Source organism: Amycolatopsis eburnea (assembly GCF_003937945.1).
GTDB lineage: Bacteria > Actinomycetota > Actinomycetes > Mycobacteriales > Pseudonocardiaceae > Amycolatopsis > Amycolatopsis eburnea.
Map to the genome: position 1 here is coordinate 1,204,742 of NZ_RSEC01000058.1, position 18,959 is coordinate 1,223,700.

General features: G+C 72.5%; 18 protein-coding genes. 11 read left to right on the forward strand and 7 right to left on the reverse strand.

Going from position 1 to position 18,959, the window contains the following annotated elements; translation table 11 throughout:
* Position 1: 1 nt before the first annotated feature.
* Both EIY87_RS30785 and dapA read right to left on the reverse strand, forming a co-directional pair.
* Positions 2–274 (reverse strand): hypothetical protein, encoded by a 273-nt coding sequence (locus EIY87_RS30785; RefSeq protein ID WP_086864105.1) that lies wholly within the window; start codon positions 272–274, stop codon positions 2–4.
* Positions 271–1,149: a 4-hydroxy-tetrahydrodipicolinate synthase gene (dapA, locus tag EIY87_RS30790; RefSeq protein WP_125313310.1), complete on the reverse strand. Its 879-nt coding sequence runs from the start codon at positions 1,147–1,149 to the stop codon at positions 271–273. Before dapA ends, EIY87_RS30785 begins: the two co-directional genes overlap by 4 nt.
* Before the next feature lie 73 nt (positions 1,150–1,222).
* Here dapA and EIY87_RS30795 point away from each other — a divergent pair, with 73 nt between their 5' ends.
* Positions 1,223–2,107 carry a LysR family transcriptional regulator gene (locus EIY87_RS30795; RefSeq protein WP_125313311.1) on the forward strand — a complete coding sequence of 295 codons (885 nt, stop codon included), beginning with the start codon at positions 1,223–1,225 and terminating at the stop codon, positions 2,105–2,107.
* A gap of 20 nt (positions 2,108–2,127) precedes the next feature.
* Here the strand turns inward: EIY87_RS30795 and EIY87_RS30800 are convergent, their stop codons facing one another.
* Together EIY87_RS30800 and EIY87_RS30805 are read right to left on the reverse strand one after the other, a co-directional pair.
* Positions 2,128–2,475, reverse strand: a complete 348-nt coding sequence (locus EIY87_RS30800) for an STAS domain-containing protein (RefSeq protein WP_225440122.1) — start codon at positions 2,473–2,475, stop codon at positions 2,128–2,130.
* A gap of 16 nt (positions 2,476–2,491) precedes the next feature.
* A complete protein-coding gene (locus EIY87_RS30805) occupies positions 2,492–2,860 on the reverse strand; it encodes an STAS domain-containing protein (RefSeq protein WP_225440123.1) in 369 nt (122 codons plus the stop codon).
* Between the two features lie 209 nt (positions 2,861–3,069).
* Between EIY87_RS30805 and EIY87_RS30810 the strand changes: the two genes are divergently transcribed.
* The 3 genes from EIY87_RS30810 to EIY87_RS30820 all read left to right on the forward strand — a co-directional run bounded on the left by EIY87_RS30810 (position 3,070) and on the right by EIY87_RS30820 (position 8,249).
* Positions 3,070–3,804 carry a hypothetical protein gene (locus tag EIY87_RS30810; protein WP_125313314.1) on the forward strand — a complete coding sequence of 245 codons (735 nt, stop codon included), beginning with the start codon at positions 3,070–3,072 and terminating at the stop codon, positions 3,802–3,804.
* Positions 3,805–4,139: 335 nt separating this feature from the next.
* Entirely contained in the window at positions 4,140–6,410 is a 2,271-nt protein-coding gene (locus tag EIY87_RS30815; RefSeq protein WP_125313315.1) for a cellulase family glycosylhydrolase, read from the forward strand.
* 27 nt (positions 6,411–6,437) lie between these two features.
* Positions 6,438–8,249: a rhamnogalacturonan lyase gene (locus EIY87_RS30820; RefSeq protein ID WP_125313316.1), complete on the forward strand. Its 1,812-nt coding sequence runs from the start codon at positions 6,438–6,440 to the stop codon at positions 8,247–8,249.
* On the opposite strand, the gene EIY87_RS49145 is transcribed toward EIY87_RS30820, so the two are convergent.
* A complete protein-coding gene (locus EIY87_RS49145; RefSeq protein WP_125313317.1) occupies positions 8,236–8,706 on the reverse strand; it encodes a winged helix-turn-helix domain-containing protein in 471 nt (156 codons plus the stop codon). The genes EIY87_RS30820 and EIY87_RS49145 overlap by 14 nt on opposite strands.
* Before the next feature lie 79 nt (positions 8,707–8,785).
* Here EIY87_RS49145 and EIY87_RS30830 point away from each other — a divergent pair, with 79 nt between their 5' ends.
* Positions 8,786–9,229 carry a GNAT family N-acetyltransferase gene (locus EIY87_RS30830; RefSeq protein ID WP_125313318.1) on the forward strand — a complete coding sequence of 148 codons (444 nt, stop codon included), beginning with the start codon at positions 8,786–8,788 and terminating at the stop codon, positions 9,227–9,229.
* A gap of 200 nt (positions 9,230–9,429) precedes the next feature.
* Here EIY87_RS30830 and EIY87_RS30835 read toward each other — a convergent pair whose 3' ends face one another.
* Positions 9,430–10,761, reverse strand: a complete 1,332-nt coding sequence (locus EIY87_RS30835) for an NtaA/DmoA family FMN-dependent monooxygenase (protein ID WP_125313319.1) — start codon at positions 10,759–10,761, stop codon at positions 9,430–9,432.
* A gap of 11 nt (positions 10,762–10,772) precedes the next feature.
* Positions 10,773–11,969, reverse strand: a complete 1,197-nt coding sequence (locus EIY87_RS30840) for an LLM class flavin-dependent oxidoreductase (RefSeq protein WP_125313320.1) — start codon at positions 11,967–11,969, stop codon at positions 10,773–10,775.
* A 175-nt stretch (positions 11,970–12,144) separates the two neighbouring features.
* Here EIY87_RS30840 and EIY87_RS30845 point away from each other — a divergent pair, with 175 nt between their 5' ends.
* The 6 genes from EIY87_RS30845 (at position 12,145) to fahA (ending at position 18,954) form a co-directional block, all read left to right on the forward strand.
* On the forward strand, positions 12,145–13,398 hold the full coding sequence (locus EIY87_RS30845) for a sulfite oxidase (RefSeq protein WP_125313321.1): 1,254 nt from the start codon (positions 12,145–12,147) through the stop codon (positions 13,396–13,398).
* Between the two features lie 235 nt (positions 13,399–13,633).
* Complete coding sequence (locus EIY87_RS30850) at positions 13,634–15,175, forward strand: hypothetical protein (protein WP_125313322.1); 1,542 nt, start codon at positions 13,634–13,636, stop codon at positions 15,173–15,175.
* Between the two features lie 50 nt (positions 15,176–15,225).
* Positions 15,226–15,759, forward strand: a complete 534-nt coding sequence (locus EIY87_RS30855) for a MarR family winged helix-turn-helix transcriptional regulator (RefSeq protein ID WP_125313323.1) — start codon at positions 15,226–15,228, stop codon at positions 15,757–15,759.
* A 35-nt stretch (positions 15,760–15,794) separates the two neighbouring features.
* On the forward strand, positions 15,795–16,994 hold the full coding sequence (locus EIY87_RS30860) for a homogentisate 1,2-dioxygenase (protein WP_125313324.1): 1,200 nt from the start codon (positions 15,795–15,797) through the stop codon (positions 16,992–16,994).
* The gene (locus tag EIY87_RS30865) at positions 16,961–17,791 is read left to right on the forward strand and encodes a hypothetical protein (RefSeq protein ID WP_125313325.1); all 831 of its coding nucleotides are present in this window, start codon (positions 16,961–16,963) and stop codon (positions 17,789–17,791) included. The genes EIY87_RS30860 and EIY87_RS30865 overlap by 34 nt, the downstream gene beginning before the upstream one ends.
* Positions 17,788–18,954 (forward strand): fumarylacetoacetase, encoded by a 1,167-nt coding sequence (gene fahA / locus EIY87_RS30870; protein ID WP_125313326.1) that lies wholly within the window; start codon positions 17,788–17,790, stop codon positions 18,952–18,954. The genes EIY87_RS30865 and fahA overlap by 4 nt, the downstream gene beginning before the upstream one ends.
* Positions 18,955–18,959: the final 5 nt, after the last annotated feature.

Consider the following 18,959-nt stretch of genomic DNA (forward strand, 5'->3'; position numbering starts at 1 on the left):
TCTAGCCGTAGACGATGCGGCGCAGCTGCCGCTCGGACAACGCGGGCGCGGCGACGAGGCGCCCGCGGAGCTCGGCGGCGATGAGCGGGAAGATCTCGGGGTTCTTCCGCCCTTCGGCCTGCAGCTCGGTGTGCCGCCGCCGGACGTAGGCCTCGGTGGGCGTCCGGTAGAAGGCGAGGACGTCGTCGACCACCCGCGCGGCGACCCCGGGCGGGAGCCCGGTGGACGCGGCGACGCGTTCGACGATCTCGGTGTCCGGCACGTCGGCCATCATGCACTGAGCGGGTCGTGAACCCCAAATTCTTGCCCGAAATCGGGCAAGTTCGCCTCGATCAAGGGGAGTCGTACGGTCGCGTGCGGAAGGACACCGCGCCGGACCAGCTCCGCCTTGGCCGTCGCTGTGCCCGGTCCGTGGTGCATGACGGCGTCGACCAGCGGGTTGAGCGCGTACTGGAGGCGGCGAGCCGACTCCAGGTCGCCGTCGCGCACCGCGCGGACGAGCTCCCCGGTGCGGTCCGGCACCACGTTGGCCACGACGCTGACCAGGCCCGCCGCGCCGCACGCGAGGTACGGGAGGTTCAGCTCGTCGATGCCGCAGTAGTAGGCCAGTGACGTGCGCGCCATGACGGTCATCGCCTCGAACAGGTCGCCCTTCGCGTCCTTCACCGCGCGGATGCGGGGGTGCGCGGCGAGTTCGACCAGGGTTTCCGGGGTCATGGCGATGCCGGCCCGCGCGGGGACGTCGTAGAGCATCACCGGCAGCCCGGTCGCGTCGGCGACGGCGACGCAGTGGGCGCGCACGCCCGCCTGCGTCGGCCGCGAGTAGTAGGGGCAGACGAGCAGCAGCCCGTCCGCGCCGGCTGCCTCGGCCTCCTGGGCGCGGCGGACGCTCGCGGCCGTGTCGTAGGTGCCGACGCCGGCGATCACCCTGGCGCGGCCGCCGGTCCGGGCCACCACGCTCCGGACGAGCCCGGCGGACTCGGCCGCGCTCAACGTCGGGGATTCGCCGGTGGTCCCGCCGACGACCAGGCCGTCGGCCCCGCCGGCGAGCAGGTGGTCGACGAGCCGGGCGAGGCCGGGTTCGCTGAGCGCCCCGCCGGGCTCCATCGGGGTGACCATCGCGACGAGGTTGGTGCCGAAGTCCGTCATGGCGCCGACCCTGCCCGCGACGACTGGTGCGGTCCAGCGATGCTTTTTTGCCGGTACTGCGTAGCCTGGCTTCATGATCGAGGTCGGTGCGCTGCGGGCGCTGCGTGCGGTGGCGGCCCTCGGGACGCTGGCCAAGGCGGCCGAGGAGCTGGGGTTCACGGCGTCGGCGGTGTCGCAGCAGCTCAAGCGGCTGGAACGGCAGGTGGGCGTGCCGGTGCTGGCGCCGGCGGGGCGCGGGGTCGTGCTGACCCCGGCCGGCGAGGCGATCGCGGGCTCGGCACCCGAGGTGTTCCAGGCACTGGAGCGCTGCGCCGAAGCGGCCCGCTCGGTGGCGGACGGCGCCCCTCGCGGCACCCTGCGCGTGGCGGCCTTCTCGACCGGCATCCGCGGGCTGCTCGCCCCGGTCCTCGGGCGCTTGGCCGAGCGCTGCCCGGAGCTGCGCGTGGACATCACCGAGCAGGACCCCGACCAGGCCCTGCGCGCCGTCGACGCGGGAACGGCCGACCTCGCCCTGGTCCACGACGCCGACGGCCTCCCGGCGCCGCTGCCCCTGGCCCTGGTGCGCCGGCACGTGCACACCGACGTCGGCGACGTGGTGCTGAGCCGCCGTCACCCGCTGGCGCGGGTCGACGGGCCGCTCGACGCGGAGCTGTCCGGACAGGCTTGGGTGACCAGCCCGCCGGGAACCGTGTGCCACCAGTGGTTCCGGCGGTTGTTCGCGGGGGCGCCGGCGGAGCCGGACGTCCGGCACCTGGTGGACGACTTCGCGACGCAGCTGTCCCTGGTGGCGACCGGGGAGGTGCTCGCGCTGATCCCGCGGCTGGCCCGGCCGCCGCTGGGGGAGGGGCTGGTCGCGCTGCCGTTGCGGCGCCCGCCGAAGCGGGAGGTGCACGCGGCGTGGCGGCGGAGCGCGGACACCAGCCCGGCGATCCGGGCGGTGCTCGCGGAACTCGGCTAGGCCGTCGGCCACAGCCCACGTCAGGGACTGTGCGCGGTGATCGCCGCTTCGGCGGTCGGGAAGGTCGGGAAGAAGCTGCCCAGCCCGATCAGGCTGAACGTCCGGCTGAGGCGGGCCGGGACGGCGACCAGGGCGAGCGCCGCCCCGGCCGCCTCCGCGACGTCGCGGGCCGCGATCAGGGTGGAGATGCCGCTGGAGTCGCAGAACGTGATCTCGGCCAGGTCCACGACCAGCAGCTGGCCGCGTTCGAGAGGTGCGGCGTCGAGCTCGGCGCGCAGGCGGGGCGCGGTGGCCACGTCCAGCTCGCCGCCGATCGTGACGACGGGGCCCGTTGCGGTGGCCCGGGTGGTCGCGGAGAACAAGGTCACGATGAACCCCGGCTGGTCAACGCGCCAAGGCGGCGTCCCGGGTCGCCGTGACGGCCAGGGTCTCGCGCAGGCCGGTGAGCTGCAGGGTGCGGGCGACGACGCTGTCCTCCGGCGCGACCACCCGCACCCGGGTGCCGGCGCCGGCGCGGCGGCGGGCTTCGAGCAGGGCGGTGATGCCGATGGAGGCGAGGAACGAGACCCCGGTCAGGTCGACCACGAGCAGCACCGGCGGGTCGGCGAGTGCTTCGGTGATGCCGTCGCCGAGGACGGACGCGCTGAGCAGGTCGACTTCGCCGGACACCGTCAGGACCGCCGCGTCACCGACGCGCTCGTGTGTGACCTTCACGAGGTCCTGCGGCCGGAGCCGATTGCCGTCCGTGGTCACCTGGAACTCCTTCCGCTGCCGATGCTTACCCGGATGGGTCTTACCCAGGTCTGGTACGCGGGAAACCTCACCGGGGGCCGCCGCCGAGATCTCCTGACCAGCGCCACATTGGGGCCGCTCGGGTGGCGACCGGGTGTAACGAATCACCCGGTCGGCCGATAGCTCGATCGTGTCCGGGGGTGTCCCGGCCTTCATGAACGGACTACCCGATGCGACGTCTGTCCCTCGCTGCCGCCCTCGTGGCCGGCACCCTCGTCCTCACCGCCTGCTCCGGTACCTCCGGCACGGCCGAACCCGCCGGCGCCTCCTCCTCCGCGGCGGCCGCCGCCGCGCCCAGTTCGACCGCGCCGCCGGCGCTGGAGGCCGCCAAGGTCGGGTCCGCCGTGGCCGAGGCCGCGCAGCAGGCTTCCTCCGTGCGCGTCAAGGGCACCATGGCGAGCGAGGGCAACATCAACCTGGACCTGCAGCTCAACCAGGACAGCGCGAGCGGCACCGTGGTCAAGGACGGCATCGAGATCCCCGTCCTGCGCGTCGGCGACAAGTACTACTTCCGCTTCACCGACTCGCTGATCAAGGAAGCCGGCATCCCGGCCTCGATCGGCAAGAAGCTCAGCGGCAAGTGGGTGCCGTCCACGGCCAAGATCGGCGCCGGCATCGGCGACGCCTTCAAGGTGTTCCTCGACTACAAGTCGTTCACCGACAACACCGTCGGCGAGCTGAAGTCGTCGACCTTCACCGGCGGCGAGCCCACCACGCTCGGCGGCGTCGCGGCGCTGAACTTCACCAGCCCGGAGGGCACCGCCACGGTCGCCGCCGACGCGCCGCACTACCTGCTGCGCATGCAGGACCCCAAGAGCGGCACCATCGAGTTCGGCGACTGGAACAAGCCCACCACCGTGCAGGCGCCGCCGGCGTCGGAGATCTACTCCGGTCCCGGCGCCTGAACCGGCCGGATGAGCCGTTAAGGCCACCTTACGGGCGTCAGACGCCCGTAAGGTGGCCTTGACGGCATTTCGCTCCCCTCCGCGGCAGCCCGGCGAACCGCCCGCTGTGGTGAGTGTCCACTTCGGACACGCGCTGGGGCGTACCGCGACCGCTGTGGTCGAGCCGATTCAAGCCGCGCGCGTCGGCGGTTGTCAACCTCGGAGACCCGATCAGTCCAATACCCGAGTAAGCGCTTTCTACGAAAACCGGCGGTCCTCAAACGCGGGAGCGCGTGCTAGCGTGGGAGCGCTCCCAGATCGAACTGTCCTGTCGAGCGGTACTCCAGGAGGTCGGTATGAAGTGGCGTTCTCTCCGCGCGGCCGTGGCGGGCCTGCTGCTGGCCGCCTGCGCCGTCGTGGCTCCCGCGCCGGCCCACGCGGCCACGCCGACGCGGGTCATGGCGCTGGGTGACTCCATCACGGGGTCGCCCGGGTGCTGGCGGGCCCTGCTGTGGCGGCACCTGCAGGAAACCGGACACACCGACGTCGACTTCGTCGGCACGCTGCCGCCCCAGGGCTGCGGGTTCACCTACGACGGCGAGAACGAAGGCCACGGCGGCTTCCTCGCCACCGGGATCGCCCGGGACGACCAGCTGCCCGGCTGGCTGTCCGCGACGCACCCGGACGTCGTCCTGATGCACCTGGGCACCAACGACGTGTGGAACGGCATCGCGCCGGGCACGATCCTCGACGCCTTCACCACGCTGCTGGGCCAGATGCGCGCGAGCAACCCGGCGACCAAGCTGATCGTCGCGAAGATCATCCCGATGAACCCGGCGAACTGCGCGGCCTGCGCCCAGCGGGTGGTCGACCTGAACGCCGCCATCCCGGGCTGGGCCGCCGCGCACAGCACGGCCGCGTCCCCGATCACCGTGGTCGACCAGTGGACCGGCTTCGACACCGCGGCCGACACCACCGACGGCGTCCACCCCAACGGCACCACCGGCATCGCGAAGATGGAGAGCAAGTGGTACCCCGCGCTGGTCGCGGCGCTGAGCCCGGGCACGCCGGCCGCGGCCGGGCTGCACGTCGACGGCACGCGCGTGGTCGAGGCGAACGGCGCCGCGTTCGTGATGCGCGGGGTCAACCACCCGTACGCCTGGTACACCGGCCAGAACAGCGCGTTCGCGAACATCAAGTCGTTCGGGGCCAACACCGTCCGGGTCGTGCTCGGCAGCGGCAAGCGCTGGGGACCCACCTCGGCGGCCGAGGTCACCACCATCATCGGGCTGTGCAAGCAATCCCGGCTGATCTGCGTCCTGGAAGTGCACGACACCACCGGGTACGGCGAGGAGAGCGCGGCGGCGAGCCTCGACCAGGCCGCCGACTACTGGATCAGCATCGCGAACGCGTTGAAGGGCCAGGAAAACTACGTCGTCATCAACCTCGGCAACGAGCCGTTCGGCAACAACCAGCAGGTCAGCGCCACCTGGGCGAGCGCGACTTCGAGCGCGATCACCCGGCTCCGCGGCGCCGGGCTCCAGCACCTGATCATGGCCGACGCGCCGATGTGGGGCCAGGACTGGCAGAACATCATGCGGGACGACGCGGCTTCGGTGCTCAGCGCCGATCCGCAGCACAACACGGTGTTCTCGATCCACATGTACGGCGTCTACGACACCGCGGCCGAGATCAACGCCTACTTCGACGCGTTCCGCACCGCCGGGCTCCCGCTGGTGGTCGGCGAATTCGGCAACATGCACAGCGACGGCGACCCGGACGAGGACACGATCATGGCCCAGGCGCAGGCCCGAGGCCTCGGCTACCTCGGCTGGTCGTGGAGCGGCAACGGCGGCGACGTCGCCTACCTCGACATGACCAACGGGTTCGACCCCACGAGCCTGACCGCGTGGGGCGAGCGGTTCCTCAACGGGGCCAACGGCGTCCGGCAGACGTCGAAGGAAGCGACGATCTACGGCGGCGGCACCGTGGACACGCAGGCGCCGACGACGCCGGGCACCCCGGCGGTCTCGGGCGTGACCTCCTCCGGTGTCACGCTGAGCTGGACGGCGTCGACCGACGACGTCGGCGTCACCGGCTACGACGTCCTCCGCGCGCCCGGCGCGTCCGGCGGCACCTTCGCCGTGGTCGGCTCGAGCGCGACGACGACGTTCACCGACAGCGGCCTGTCCGCTTCGAGCACCTACCGCTACCAGGTGCGGGCCAAGGACGCCGCGGGCAACACCTCGGCGGTGTCCGGCGCCGTGACGGCGACGACGAGCGCGGGCGGCGGCACCGGCGCGTGCAAGGTCGCGTACTCCGCGCCGGGCTGGGGCGGTGGCAACGGGTTCACCGCTTCGGTGACCATCACGAACACCGGCACGAGCACGGTCACCGGCTGGACGCTGGCCTTCGCCTACACCGCGGGCCAGAAGGTGACGCTGCCCGGCTGGGGCGCGACGTTCACCCAGTCCGGCAGCGGCGCGGTGACCGCGACGAACCTGGCCTGGAACGGCACCCTGGCGCCGAACGCCTCGACCGGCATCGGCTTCAACGGCACCTACACCGGGAGCAATCCCGCTCCGGCGTCCTTTTCCTTGAACGGGAGCACTTGCACGATCGGCTGATCGAGTCTACTTCGGACGGAGAAGGTCATGTCCCTGCGCACATCCGCCCTCAGCCGGCTGCTGGCCGTGGGCTTGCTGTCGGCCGGGCTCGCCCAGGCGCCGGCGGTGGCGGCGGCGTCGCCGCAGATCGACCGGCTGAACCGCGGGGTGGTGAGCGTCCACACCGCCGCGGGCAACCGGGTCGGCTGGCGGCTGCTCGCCGGCGACCCGGCCGGGGTCGCGTTCGCCGTCTACCGCGACGGCACCCGCGTGACCACGACCCCCGCCGGCGGGCCGACCGGGTTCCTGGACGCCGGCGCGCCCGCCGGTGCGAAGTACGCCGTGCACGCGGTGGTCGGCGGCGTCGAGCGCGCGTCGGCGTTCGCCGCGGAGGAGTCGCTGACGCTCGACAGCACGGCCGCGGCGGGCACCCGCGACGTGCCGATCCAGGTGTCGGCCGGCGGCACGACGCCGTCGGGCGAGAGCTACACCTACAGCGCGAACGACGCCAGCGTCGGCGACCTCGACGGCGACGGGCAGTACGAGTTCGTCGTGAAGTGGGATCCCAGCAACGCCAAGGACAATTCGCAGTCCGGCTACACCGGCAACGTCTACGTCGACGCCTACCGGCTGGACGGCACGCGCCTGTGGCGCATCGACCTGGGCCGCAACATCCGCGCGGGCGCGCACTACACGCAGTTCCAGGTCTTCGACTACGACGGCGACGGCAAGGCCGAAGTCGCGATGAAGACGGCGGACGGCACGCGCTCGGGCACCGGCCAGGTCATCGGCAACGCGAGCGCGGACTACCGCAATTCCAGCGGGTACATCCTGTCCGGCCCGGAGTACCTGACGGTGTTCACCGGCCAGACCGGCGCGGTGGCGGCCACGGTGAACTACGACCCGCCGCGCGGCACGGTGTCGTCGTGGGGCGACAGCTACGGCAACCGCGTCGACCGCTTCCTGGCCGGCACGGCGTACCTGGACGGCTCGCGCCCGAGCCTGATCATGAGCCGCGGCTACTACACGCGCACGGTGATCGCCGCCTGGGACTTCCGGAACGGCGCGCTGACCGAGCGCTGGAAGTTCGACTCGAACTCGGCCGGTTCGCAGTACGCCGGCCAGGGCAACCACCAGCTGGCGATCGCCGACGTCGACGCCGACGGGCGCGACGAGATCGTCTTCGGCGCGATGGCGATCAACGACAACGGTAGTCCACTGTGGAACACCCGGCTCGGCCACGGCGACGCCATGCACGTCGGTGACCTGATCCCGGGCAGGCCGGGACTGGAAGAGTTCAAAGTGGACGAAGACACGTCGAAGCCGGGCGCCTGGATGGCCGACGCGAGAACGGGGCAGATCCTGTGGCAGTTCTCCTGCGGCTGCGACAACGGCCGCGGCGTGTCGGACGACATCTGGGCGGGCAGCCCGGGTGCCGAGTCCTGGTCGTCCGGGGTGGCGGGGCTGCTGAACACGAGCGGGCAGAACATCGGGCGCAAGCCGTCGTCGGCCAACTTCGTGGTCTGGTGGGACGGCGACGCCCAGCGCGAACTGCTGGACGGCACCCACATCGACAAGTACGGCACGAGCGGGGACACGCGGCTGCTGACGGCGTCGGGCGTGCACGCCAACAACGGCACGAAGAACACCCCGGCGCTGCAGGCGGACCTGTTCGGCGACTGGCGCGAGGAGGTCGTCTGGGCGACGTCGGACAACCGGGCGCTGCGCATCTATTCGACGACGGACCCGACGAGCATTTCGCGGGTGTCGCTGATGCAGGACCGCCAGTACCGGGAAGCCGTGGCGTGGCAGAACACCGCGTACAACCAGCCGCCGCACCCGAGCGTCAATCCAGCGTGACGGGAGCCGAGCTTTCGAAGCGGTAACCGACCCCGCGGACCGTGGTGATCGGGTCGAGGTGCGGCTCGAGCTTCGCCCGCAGCTTGCGGACGTGCACGTCGACGGTGCGGTCGTTGCCGTCCTGCCGCGGCCAGAGCGCGGACTTCAGGGCGCCGCGGGTGAAGACGCGGTCCGGGTGGGCGCGCAGGTAGTGCAGCAGGTCGAATTCGAGGCGGGTCAGCTCGAGCGGGCGGCCCAGCAGGACCGCCCGCCTCGAGCCGCTTTCGATGCGCAGCACGGCATCCGGCACCGCCCGCAGGTGCCGCCGCGTACTGACCACGTCGACGCTCGCCACGCCGTCGAGCGCACTGGCGAGCCGCGCGGCGAGCACGGCGGCATCAGCGGCCCGGCTGACGAGGTCGATCCGGATGCCCACGTGCACCACGTCGGCGGCTCGTCGTTCCGGGAGGATCGTCATGCGGACAGATTGTCGAGGTGGTGCGGGGTGCGGGGGTAGTGCGCCCGTCTGGTGAAACGACTTGCCCGCGTGGGGCAGGATGGCCACCGTGGTGGAGATCAGCTTCCTGACCGAGTCCGACCGAGCCCGCTGGGAGGTGCTGACCCGCGGCAAGGACACCCACTTCGCGGTCGAGCGCGCCGACGGCGACTACGAACGCACCTGGCGGCGCCTGCTGGACGACGACCGGATCCACGGCGTCGCCGCCCGGCTGGACGGCGCGATGGTCGGCGTCGCGCACTACCTGTGCCACGCCAGCGTCTGGTACGCCGGGAAGTGCTACCTGGCGGACCTCTTCGTGGACCCGGCCGTCCGGCGCCGGGGCGTCGCGACGGCGATGATCGACTGGGTGGCCCGGGACGCCGAAGAGCGCGGCTTCCCGGGCCTCTACTGGAACACCCTGGCCGACGCCCCGGCCCGCGCGCTCTACGACAAGGTGGGCAAGTACCACGACGGCCTCATCCACTACAGCTACCGGCGCTGATCGTCCCGTTCCCACGATGTGGGTGACCTCCGCGAACCTGGCTAAAGTCCTGGTACTCCATCCGTGAAGGAGCGTGGGACGTGCCCAGGACGATCCGCTCGGCCGCGCTCGCGCTCGCCGCTTTCCTCGTACTCGCCGGCTGCCGCGCCGAACACCCGCCCCCGCCCGAGAAGCGGTGGCCGGTGCTGGCCGAGGCGGGGTCAGTCCAGCCCGAGGTGCTCGCGCAGGGTCGTGCCCGTGTACTCCGTGCGGAACGAGCCGCGTTCCTGCAGTAGCGGCACCACGGTGTCGGCGAATTCGTCCAGACCGCCCGGGGTCACGTGCGGGACCAGGATGAACCCGTCGCTCGCGTCGGCCTGCACCAGCTCGTCGATCGCGCCGGCGACCGTCGACGGTGAGCCGATGAACGTCTGGCGGGCCGTCACCTCGATGATCAGCTCGCGGATCGACAGGTTCTTCGCCTCCGCCAGCTGCCGCCACTCGCGCGCGGTGGCCAGCGGGTCGCGGTACATGCGCACGCTCGCGCGGCCGCGGGCGATCGTGTGGTCGCCGAGGACCGGGTCGGACTCGGGGAGCGGGCCGTCCGGGTCGTAGGCGCTCAGCTCGGTGTTCCACAGCTGCTCGAGGAACTTGATCGCGGTCTGCCCGCTGACCTGCTGCCGCCGGACGACGTGCGCGCGTTCGTGGGCGTCGGCGTCGGTGTCGCCGAGGACGAACGTCGCCGCGGGCAGGATCACCAGCTGCTCCGGTGTGCGGCCGTACTTCGCGAGCCTGCCCTTGACGTCGGAGTAGAACGCCTGCCCGGCTTCCAAAGTCCCGTAGCGGCTGAAGATCGCGTCGGCGGTCGACGCGGCGAACTCGCGGCCCTCCTCCGAGTCGCCGGCCTGGATGATCACCGGGCGGCCCTGGGGGCTGCGCGGCACCGGGAACCGGCCTTCGATGTCGAAGTGCGCGTCGTGGTGCGAGAACGCGCCCGCCGCCGGGTCGCGCAGGAACACGCCCGAAGCGGCGTCGGCGGCGATCTCGTCGCCGCGCCACGAGTCGAACAGCTCCCACGCCGTGCGCAGGAACGTCTCCGCGCGCTCGTAGCGCTGGTCCTGCGGCAGGAACCCGCCGCGGCGGAAGTTCTCGCCGGTGAAGGCGTCCCACGACGTCACGACGTTCCAGGCCGCGCGCCCGGCCGAGAGGTGGTCCAGCGACGCGAACTGGCGGGCCACCTCGAACGGCTCGTTGAACGTCGAGTTGATCGTGCCGGCCAGCCCGAGCCGCTCGGTGACCGCCGCCAGCGCGGACAGCACCGTGAACGTGTCCGGGCGGCCGACGACGTCGAGGTCGTAGATCTCGCCGTTCTGCTCGCGCAGCCGCAAGCCTTCGGCCAGGAAGAAGAAGTCGAACTTCGCGCGCTCGGCGGTCTGCGCGAGCTTGACGAACGAGCTGAACTCGATGTGGCTGCCCGCCTCCGGGTCGCTCCACACGGTCGTGTTGTTGACGCCGGGGAAGTGCGCCGCGAGGTGGATCTGCTTGCGGGTCATCTCGGTCCTCCTCAGACGGCGGCGTAGCGGTTGGCGGGGCGGGACAACCCGAGCAGCCCGCGCAGGGTGTTCGTTTCGTATTCGGTGCGGAAGGCCCCGCGCGCCTGCAGCTCCGGCACCAGGCCGCGGGTGATGGCGGTCAGGTCGTGCGGCACCGCGCCCGGCCGCAGCCGGAAGCCGGACAGCCCGGCGGCCTGCCAGTCGAGCAGGAGGTCCGCGAGCCCGGCCGGGGTCCCGGTGAAGACGTGCGCGTCGGAGGTGTACTCCTCGCCGGACAGCTCGTCGAGCCGCGCTTTGCGGTCCGCGGCCGCCTGCTCGGTCTCGCCGAGGAACACGACGACGTCGCCGAAGACGTGCAGCGGCTCGGCACCGCGGCCGGCGAGGTCCTGCTCGTCGCGCACCTCGGCGACGATCGACGCGGCCTGCGCGCGGTGCGACGGCGTCACGTAGACGACGTCGGCCGAGCGGGCGGCGAGCCGGTACGGGACGGCGGCGTGGGCCAGCGCGGTGACCGGCGGCTGCCCCTGCGGCGGCCGCGGCGTGATCGACGGGCCCTTGACGGAGAACCAGCGGCCCTCGAAGTCGATGTAGTGCAGCTTCGCGCGGTCGACGAACCGGCCGGTGGCGACGTCGCGGATTTCGGCGTCGTCCTCCCAGCTGTCCCACAGCCGGCGCAGCACCTCGACGTAGTCCGCGGCCTCGTCGAACAGGTCGCGCAGCGGGCTCGGCCGTCCCGGCTCCGCGGAATCCTCGAGCCGGAACTCGCCGAACTCGCGGCGCCCGAAGTGCCGGTTGTCCTCGGCCCGCCCGGCGACCTGCACGCGGACCCCGGCGCGGCCGGTGCTGACGTAGTCGAGCGTGGCGATCGCCTTGGACAGGTGGAACGGCTCGGTGTGCGTGACGACGGCGGTCGGCACCAGCCCGACGTGCGAGGTCAGCGGCGCGACGCGGGCGGCGATCAGGACGGCGTCGAGCCGCCCCTGGACGATGCCGTCCCGCTCACCCGGCCGGTCGAGGTAGTTCACGGTCTGCAGGGCGAGCGAGTCTTCGAAGGTGACGAAGTCGAGCTTGCCGGCCTCGGCTTCGCGGACGACGTCCGTCCAGTACCCGGCGGTGAGCAGCTCACCGGGCCGTGCCCCCGGCTCCCGCCAGGCGGCGGGGTGCCACCCGGCCCCATCCAGCGCGACGGCGATCCGTGGTCCTGTCATCCCGGCGTTCCCTTCTCTTCGGCCCGTACCCGCAGTTTGCGCCGGTTCCCGCGGGGCGGGCCGGAGTGGCCAATGGCTGGGACGGGCCGGGGTGGCCGGGAATAAACCGCGAAGCCCCGGTTCCGCTCCGTGGACGTCCTGGTCGCCCGCCCCGCCGATCCCGACAATGCCCCGCATGACCAACGACGAGACGGCCTACGACCGGACCCGCGTGGCGCAGTGGCGGAACGGGCGGGCGCGGATGCCGGGGCTGAACCGGCGGGACCTGCTGCGGCTGACGGCGGCCGGTGGCGTCGCGCTGGCCGTCGGCACCGCCGGGCCGGGGGTGGCCGCCGCCGAGGGCGGGCCGATCGTGAAGCCGTTGCCGCCGGAGCTGTTCGACGTCTACGGCAGCAACGCCGAGATGCGCTGGGAATCGATGCGGGGCCAGGGCTACCTCACCCCGGTCGACCGGTTCTTCGTCCGCGACCACACCTCGACGCCCGTGCTCGACGCCGCGACCTGGCGGCTGAAGCTGTTCGGCTCGGGCCTGCGCGGCGCGCCGACCGCCGAGGCGCCGGTCGAGCTGTCCTACCGCGAGCTGCGCGCGCTGCCGTCGGAAACGATCACCGCGTTCGTCGAATGCACCGGCAACGGCCGCAGCTTCTTCGGCAGCCAGCAGGGCCAGACCGTCAGCGGGACGGCGTGGAAGCTGGGCGCGGTCGGGGTGGCGCGCTGGCGCGGCGTCCGGCTCGCGACGGTGCTCGCGCGGGCCGGGCTGACCCGGGACGCCGTCGACGTCCTGCCGGAGGGACTCGACCCCGATTACGTCGCGGCGGGGATCAACCTCGGCAAGGTGCGGCGGCCGCTGCCGGTCGGCAAGGCGCTGCAGGACACCCTGCTCGCCTACGAGATGAACGGCCAGCCGCTGCCGCCCGACCACGGTTTCCCGGTGCGGCTCGTGGTGCCGTCGTGGGCCGGGATCGCGTCGATCAAGTGGCTCGGCCGGATCGAGGTCTCGGCGACGCCGCTGGTGTCGCCGTGGAACACGCAGTTCTACCGCCTGCTGGGCCCGGACTACCCGGCCGAAGGCACGGTCGTCACCGAACAGGTGGTGAAGAGCGCTTTCGAACTCCCGTGGGGCGCGACGCTCGCGGCCGGGCAGCGGCAGGTGCTGCGCGGCCGGTCCTGGTCGGGCCACGGGCGGATCCGCCGGGTCGAGGTCAGCACGGACGGCGGCACGTGGCAGCCCGCGAGGCCGGTCGGCCCGGCGCTCGACCGCGGCTGGCTGCGGTGGGAGTTCCCGTGGCGCCCCCGCGCGGCCGGGCCGTACACGCTGCGGGCGCGCGCCACCGACGTCACCGGTGCCCGGCAGCCCGACGTGACGCCGTATAACACGCAGGGCTACCTGTTCGGCGCGGTCGTCCGGCACCCGGTGACGGTGGCCTAGTGGTGGGTTTCCATCGCTGCCTCCTTCCTGCCGCGCATCGACGGTAGGGAGGAACGGCGGGGTGGCAGCTCGCCGTCGCAGTGAAAAACCCTTCGGTAACGCCCCTTGACAAGGTGCGCGGCCGAACCGGCCCGGCGCGTTCAGCGCAGGCGGCGGGCCCGTTCGAGGCAATTCTGCAACACCGCTGGCCCCGGCGGGACGGCTCGTTGTTCGCTGGGGGCGGGAGGGCGGTGCGATGCGACGGGTGAGCGCGGGACGGCGAGCGGGCTGGCTGCTGCGGACGAACCGCGTGCTCGGCGCCCGGCCGCGGTACCGCCGCCTCACGGCCTTCGCCGCGGACTTCGACGCCGACGGCGTGACCCCGTCGGTGTCGGTCAGCACCTTGTCCCGCTGGGAAAACCGCGTCACGACGGTGCCGGGCGCGGCGGTGCGGCGCTACGAACGGATGCTCGACCTCCGGCCCGGGCTCCTCGTCGCGGTCAACGACACGGTCGCGCGGTACCTCACGCCGCCGACCCAGGCCGTGCCGCCGTGGGCGCGGCACCGGCGGCCGAACCCGGGGGCGCCGCTCGACGAGCTGGTCGACCTGGCCGTCACCGAAGCCGTGCTCGGCAGCGAGGAATGGGATCGCCTGACCGAGCTGCTCGCCGTCCGGCCGCAGCTGGTCCTGAGTCCCGCGTCGACCTGGCAACGGCTTTCGGAACGGCTGCTCACCGAGATGTGCATCGCGGACGGCGTTTCGTGGATGCGCCGGGCCGAGGCGTTCCACCGGCTCATCGTGCACCCGGTCGGCCAGCGGGCGGCCATGACCACCGCCGCCGCGGCGGCCGCGGACACCTCCGCGCAGAGCCTGATCGGCACCCTCGGCGTGTTCAGCGCGAGCGCCCACCCCGACGCCAGTTCGTCGGTCGTCCGGCACCTCACCGACCCGCTGACCGACCGGACCTTCTACGGGGCCCTGCTGACCAGCGTCAAGAAGCTGCGGTTCGGGCACTTCGACGACCGGCAGACGGCGTCCCTGCTGCCGATCCTGTGCGCGCTCGTGGCGGCGGGCGGCGGCGAGCGGACGTCGCTGGCGGCACGGTTGCTGCAGCTGCTTCCCCGTGAGCTGCAAGCGAAAGTCCCGAGCCGGGTGTGGGCCGCGGCGATGGCCGCGCTGTGGCCGGCGGCCGCGCCGGTCTCGGAACGGCTGGCCGCCGAGACGCTGGAAGCGATCGAGGAGCCGCCGCCCGATCCGCTGCTCGCGGTGTTCATCGGCGAGATGCTGGACGACCCCGTGTTCGACGTCCGGCTCTGCACGATGTTCCTGCTCTACGCGACCCCGTACCGCGCGCCGCTGGCGCACGCGCTCGCCCGCGAGCTGGCCGGCACCCTCCGGCGGCGCGGCCACCCCGACCGCGTCCAGCGCCTCCTCGACGCGCTGCGCATCCTCGGCGGCGCGGAGGAACGGCGGCTCATCGAGGCGATGGTGCTCGCCGACCACCTCGGGATCGCGGTCCGCGATTCCGCCGCGTACGCGCTGGGCCACGTCGGCGGCGTCAGCCCCGACGACTTCTACCGCCGGGCGTTCGCCCGCTACGCCGAGAACGCCCGGCACGACGACAGCGCGCGCTCGGCGTCGGTGCTCGACCGGCTGGTGTACTGCATGGGGATCGGCGACCGCCGTGCTCTCCTCGGCGAAGTCGTCGCCCGCCCCGAACTGCCGGCCCGCGTCCGCACGGCGGCGACGTGGTGGGCCGGGCTGCCGGCGTACATCAGGGAGAGCGCGGCCCGGTAAATATAGTTTTCACTTTGACTATCTGTGCTGCCCGCGTTAGGCTTCGCCCCGTGCAGGACGTGACCGCCACCGAGCTGGACTTCTGGTCGTTCGTGGCGCTGGCGAACCGGCGGCTGGCCGAGGAGTACGGCTTCCGGCACCAGCTCGCCACCGAGGTGCTGCTGACCCTCAACCGCGCCTCCGACCTGGTCACCTACGACCTCGAGGCCGCCGTGCACCGGCCGCGCGGGCGGTCGTGGTCGGCCTTCCGGCTGCTGTTCGTGGTGTGGCTGGCCGGCCCGCTGGAGCCCAAGAGTGCCGCGCGGCTGACCGGGATGAGCCGGGCGGCCGTGTCGAACCTGGCCAAGGCGCTGGTCGCGGACGGCCTGCTCGACCGCACCCCGGACGAGCACGACGGCCGCTCGGTCCGGCTCTCGCTGACCGACGCCGGGCACGACGAGATGGTTTCGGTGTTCCAGGAGCACAACGAGCGCGAGTTCGGCTGGACGGACGCGCTCACCGAGACCGAGCAGCGCATCCTCGTGATGCTGCTGGGCAAGCTGATCACCAGCCGCGCCGGGTTCGACGCGCGCAGCCGCAGTTAGTAAACATGTGAACTAAATCGGCCGAGGAGGCGACCATGGGGTACTACCGCCGTGCGGGCACCATCCCACCCAAGCGGCACACCCAGCACCGCACGCCGGAGGGTGGGCTGTACTACGAAGAGCTGATGGGCGAGGAGGGCTTCTCCTCGGACTCGTCGCTGCTCTACCACCGCGGGGTGCCGTCGGCGATCGTCGACGCGACGCCGTGGGAGCTGCCGGACCAGTCGCTCACCGAGAACCGGCCGCTCATCCCGCGCCACCTGAAGCTGCACGAGCTTTTCCCGGGCCAGGACTGGAAAAGCGCCGACGTGGTGACCGGGCGGCGGCTCGTGCTGGGCAACGGCGACGTGCGGATCTCCTACGTCGCGGCGGGGGAGACGTCGCCGTTGTACCGCAACGCCGTCGGCGACGAATGCGTGTACGTCGAGTCCGGCGAAGCGCGCGTCGAGACCGTTTTCGGGGTGCTCGAAGCACGTCAGGGCGACTACGTGATCCTGCCGCGGGCGACCACGCACCGCTGGGTGCCGGCCGGGGACGAGCCGCTGCGCGCGTACGTCGTCGAGGCGAACTCGCACATCACGCCGCCGAAGCGGTACCTCTCGAAGTTCGGGCAGCTGCTGGAGCACGCGCCGTACTGCGAACGCGACCTGCACGGGCCCGAGGAGCCGCTGCTGGCCGAGGGGACGGACGTCGAGGTGCTGGTGAAGCACCGCGGCTCGCGCGGCATCACCGGCACCCGGTACGTCTACCCCACGCACCCGTTCGACGTCGTCGGCTGGGACGGGTTCCTGTACCCGTACACGTTCAACATCGCCGACTTCGAGCCGATCACCGGCCGCGTGCACCAGCCGCCGCCGGTGCACCAGGTGTTCGAGGGCCACAACTTCGTCATCTGCAACTTCGTGCCGCGCAAGGTCGACTACCACCCCCTGGCCGTGCCGGTGCCGTACTACCACTCCAATGTGGACTCCGACGAGGTGATGTTCTACTGCGGCGGGAACTACGAGGCCCGCAAGGGGTCCGGGATCGGCCAGGGCTCGATCAGCCTGCACCCGGGCGGCCACAGCCACGGCCCGCAGCCCGGCGCGGTCGAACGGTCCCTCGGCGCGGAGTTCTTCGACGAGCTGGCCGTCATGGTCGACACGTTCCGCCCGCTCGAACTCGGTGAAGGCGGGCTGGCGAGCGAAGACCCCGGCTACGCGTGGACCTGGTCCGGACGGGGGCCGTCGGCGTGATCCCCGCGCTCTTCACCGGCCTGTGCGACGACGCCGCGGTGTTCCCGCCCGGCCTGTCCCCGCTGCCGGACGCCGTCGCCGCGCACGACGAGTATTCGGCGGCCTGGTACACCGACCTGGTCGGGCCGCTGGTGGTCGCCGCTCCGGCGCTCGACGAGCTGGCCGGCGTGCTCGGCGCCCGCGAGACGCCGTTGCCGCTCGCGGTGACGCTGCCGGGCGGGCCCGCGCAGCTGCCCGGCGTGCTGGCCGCCGTCCCGCGGCTGCCCGTCGACCTGCAGGCGCTGGAAATCGCGGTGCCGGACGGCATGGGCCCGGACGAGGTGCTCCGTGCGGTGTCCGCCGCGACCGCGCCGGTGTACGTCGAGATCCCGCGCGACGACCGGCGCGAGCCGCTGCTGCGCGCGCTCGCGGGCACCGGCCACCGGGCGAAGTTCCGCACCGGCGGCGTGCGCGCCGAGCTCTACCCGGACGAAGCCGAGCTGGCGGCCGCGATCCGGGCAGCCGTCGCCGCCGGCGTCCCGTTCAAGGCGACGGCCGGCCTGCACCACGCCCTGCGCAACACCGACCCGGACACCGGCTTCGAGCAGCACGGTTTCCTCAACCTGCTGCTCGCCGCCGCCGACCCGGACCGCGCGGAAGCCCTCCTCACCGAGCGTGACGGCCCGGCGGTCGCGGCGCTCGTGCGTGACCTGCCCGCGGGTGTCCGCGCGCGGTTCACGTCGTTCGGCACGTGCAGCATCACCGACCCCCTGACCGAACTGGCCGAGCTCGGCCTGCTGCCCCGAGGAGAGGCATGACCACGATCGAGATCCCGGCCGGCTCCCCGTTCGGGACCGACAACCTGCCCTACGGCGTGTTCTCGACCGGCGGCGGCAGCCCGCGCGTCGGCGTCCGCGTCGGCGACTCCGTGCTCGACCTGGCCCGCGCGCTCGGCGACGACGTGTTCGCGGCGCCGACGCTGAACCCGTTCATGGCGCAGGGGTACGACCGCTGGGTCGCGGTCCGGGAACAGCTGACGTCGCTCGTGACCGGCGAGGTCCCGGACGACGCCGTGCACGCGCTCGCCGACGTCACCCTGCACCTGCCGATCGAGGTCGCGGACTACGTCGACTTCTACGCGTCGGAACACCACGCGTCGAACGTCGGCCGGCTGTTCCGCCCGGACGCGGAACCGCTGCTGCCGAACTGGAAGCACCTCCCGGTCGGCTACCACGGCCGCAGCGGCACGGTCCTGGTCTCGGGCACGGACATCGTCCGCCCCAGCGGCCAGCGCAAGGCCGACCCGGCACCGGTGTTCGGGCCCAGCACGAGGCTCGACATCGAAGCCGAGCTGGGTTTCGTGGTCGGCACCGGCACCCCGCTGAACACCCCGATCGCCCCGGACGACTTCGCCCGCCACGTCTTCGGCGCGGTGCTGCTCAACGACTGGTCCGCCCGCGACATCCAGGCCTGGGAGTACGTCCCGCTGGGCCCGAACCTCGGCAAGAGCTTCGCGACGTCGATCTCGGCGTGGGTGGTCCCGCTCCTGGCGCTGGAAGCCGCGCGCGTCCCGCTGCCCGGCCAGGACCCGGAGCCGCTGCCGTACCTGCGCGAAAGCCGCCCGTGGGGGCTGGACGTCGAGCTGGTCGTCGAGTGGAACGGCGAAGAGGTCAGCCGCCCGCCGTACCGCGAGATGTACTGGTCACCGGCCCAGATGCTGGCCCACCTGACGGTGAACGGCGCGTCGGCGAGGACCGGCGACCTGTACGGATCGGGCACGATCTCGGGCCCGGAGAAGCACCAGCGCGGCGCGTTCCTGGAGCTGAGCTGGGGCGGCGCGGAACCGTTGACGGTCAAGGGCGAGCAGCGCTCGTTCCTGCTGGACGGCGACGAAGTGGTGATCACGGCGACGGCCCCGGGCGCGAGCGGCGGCCGCATCGCGTTCGGTGAGGTCCGCGGCCGGATCCTCCCGGCGGAGTGACCCGG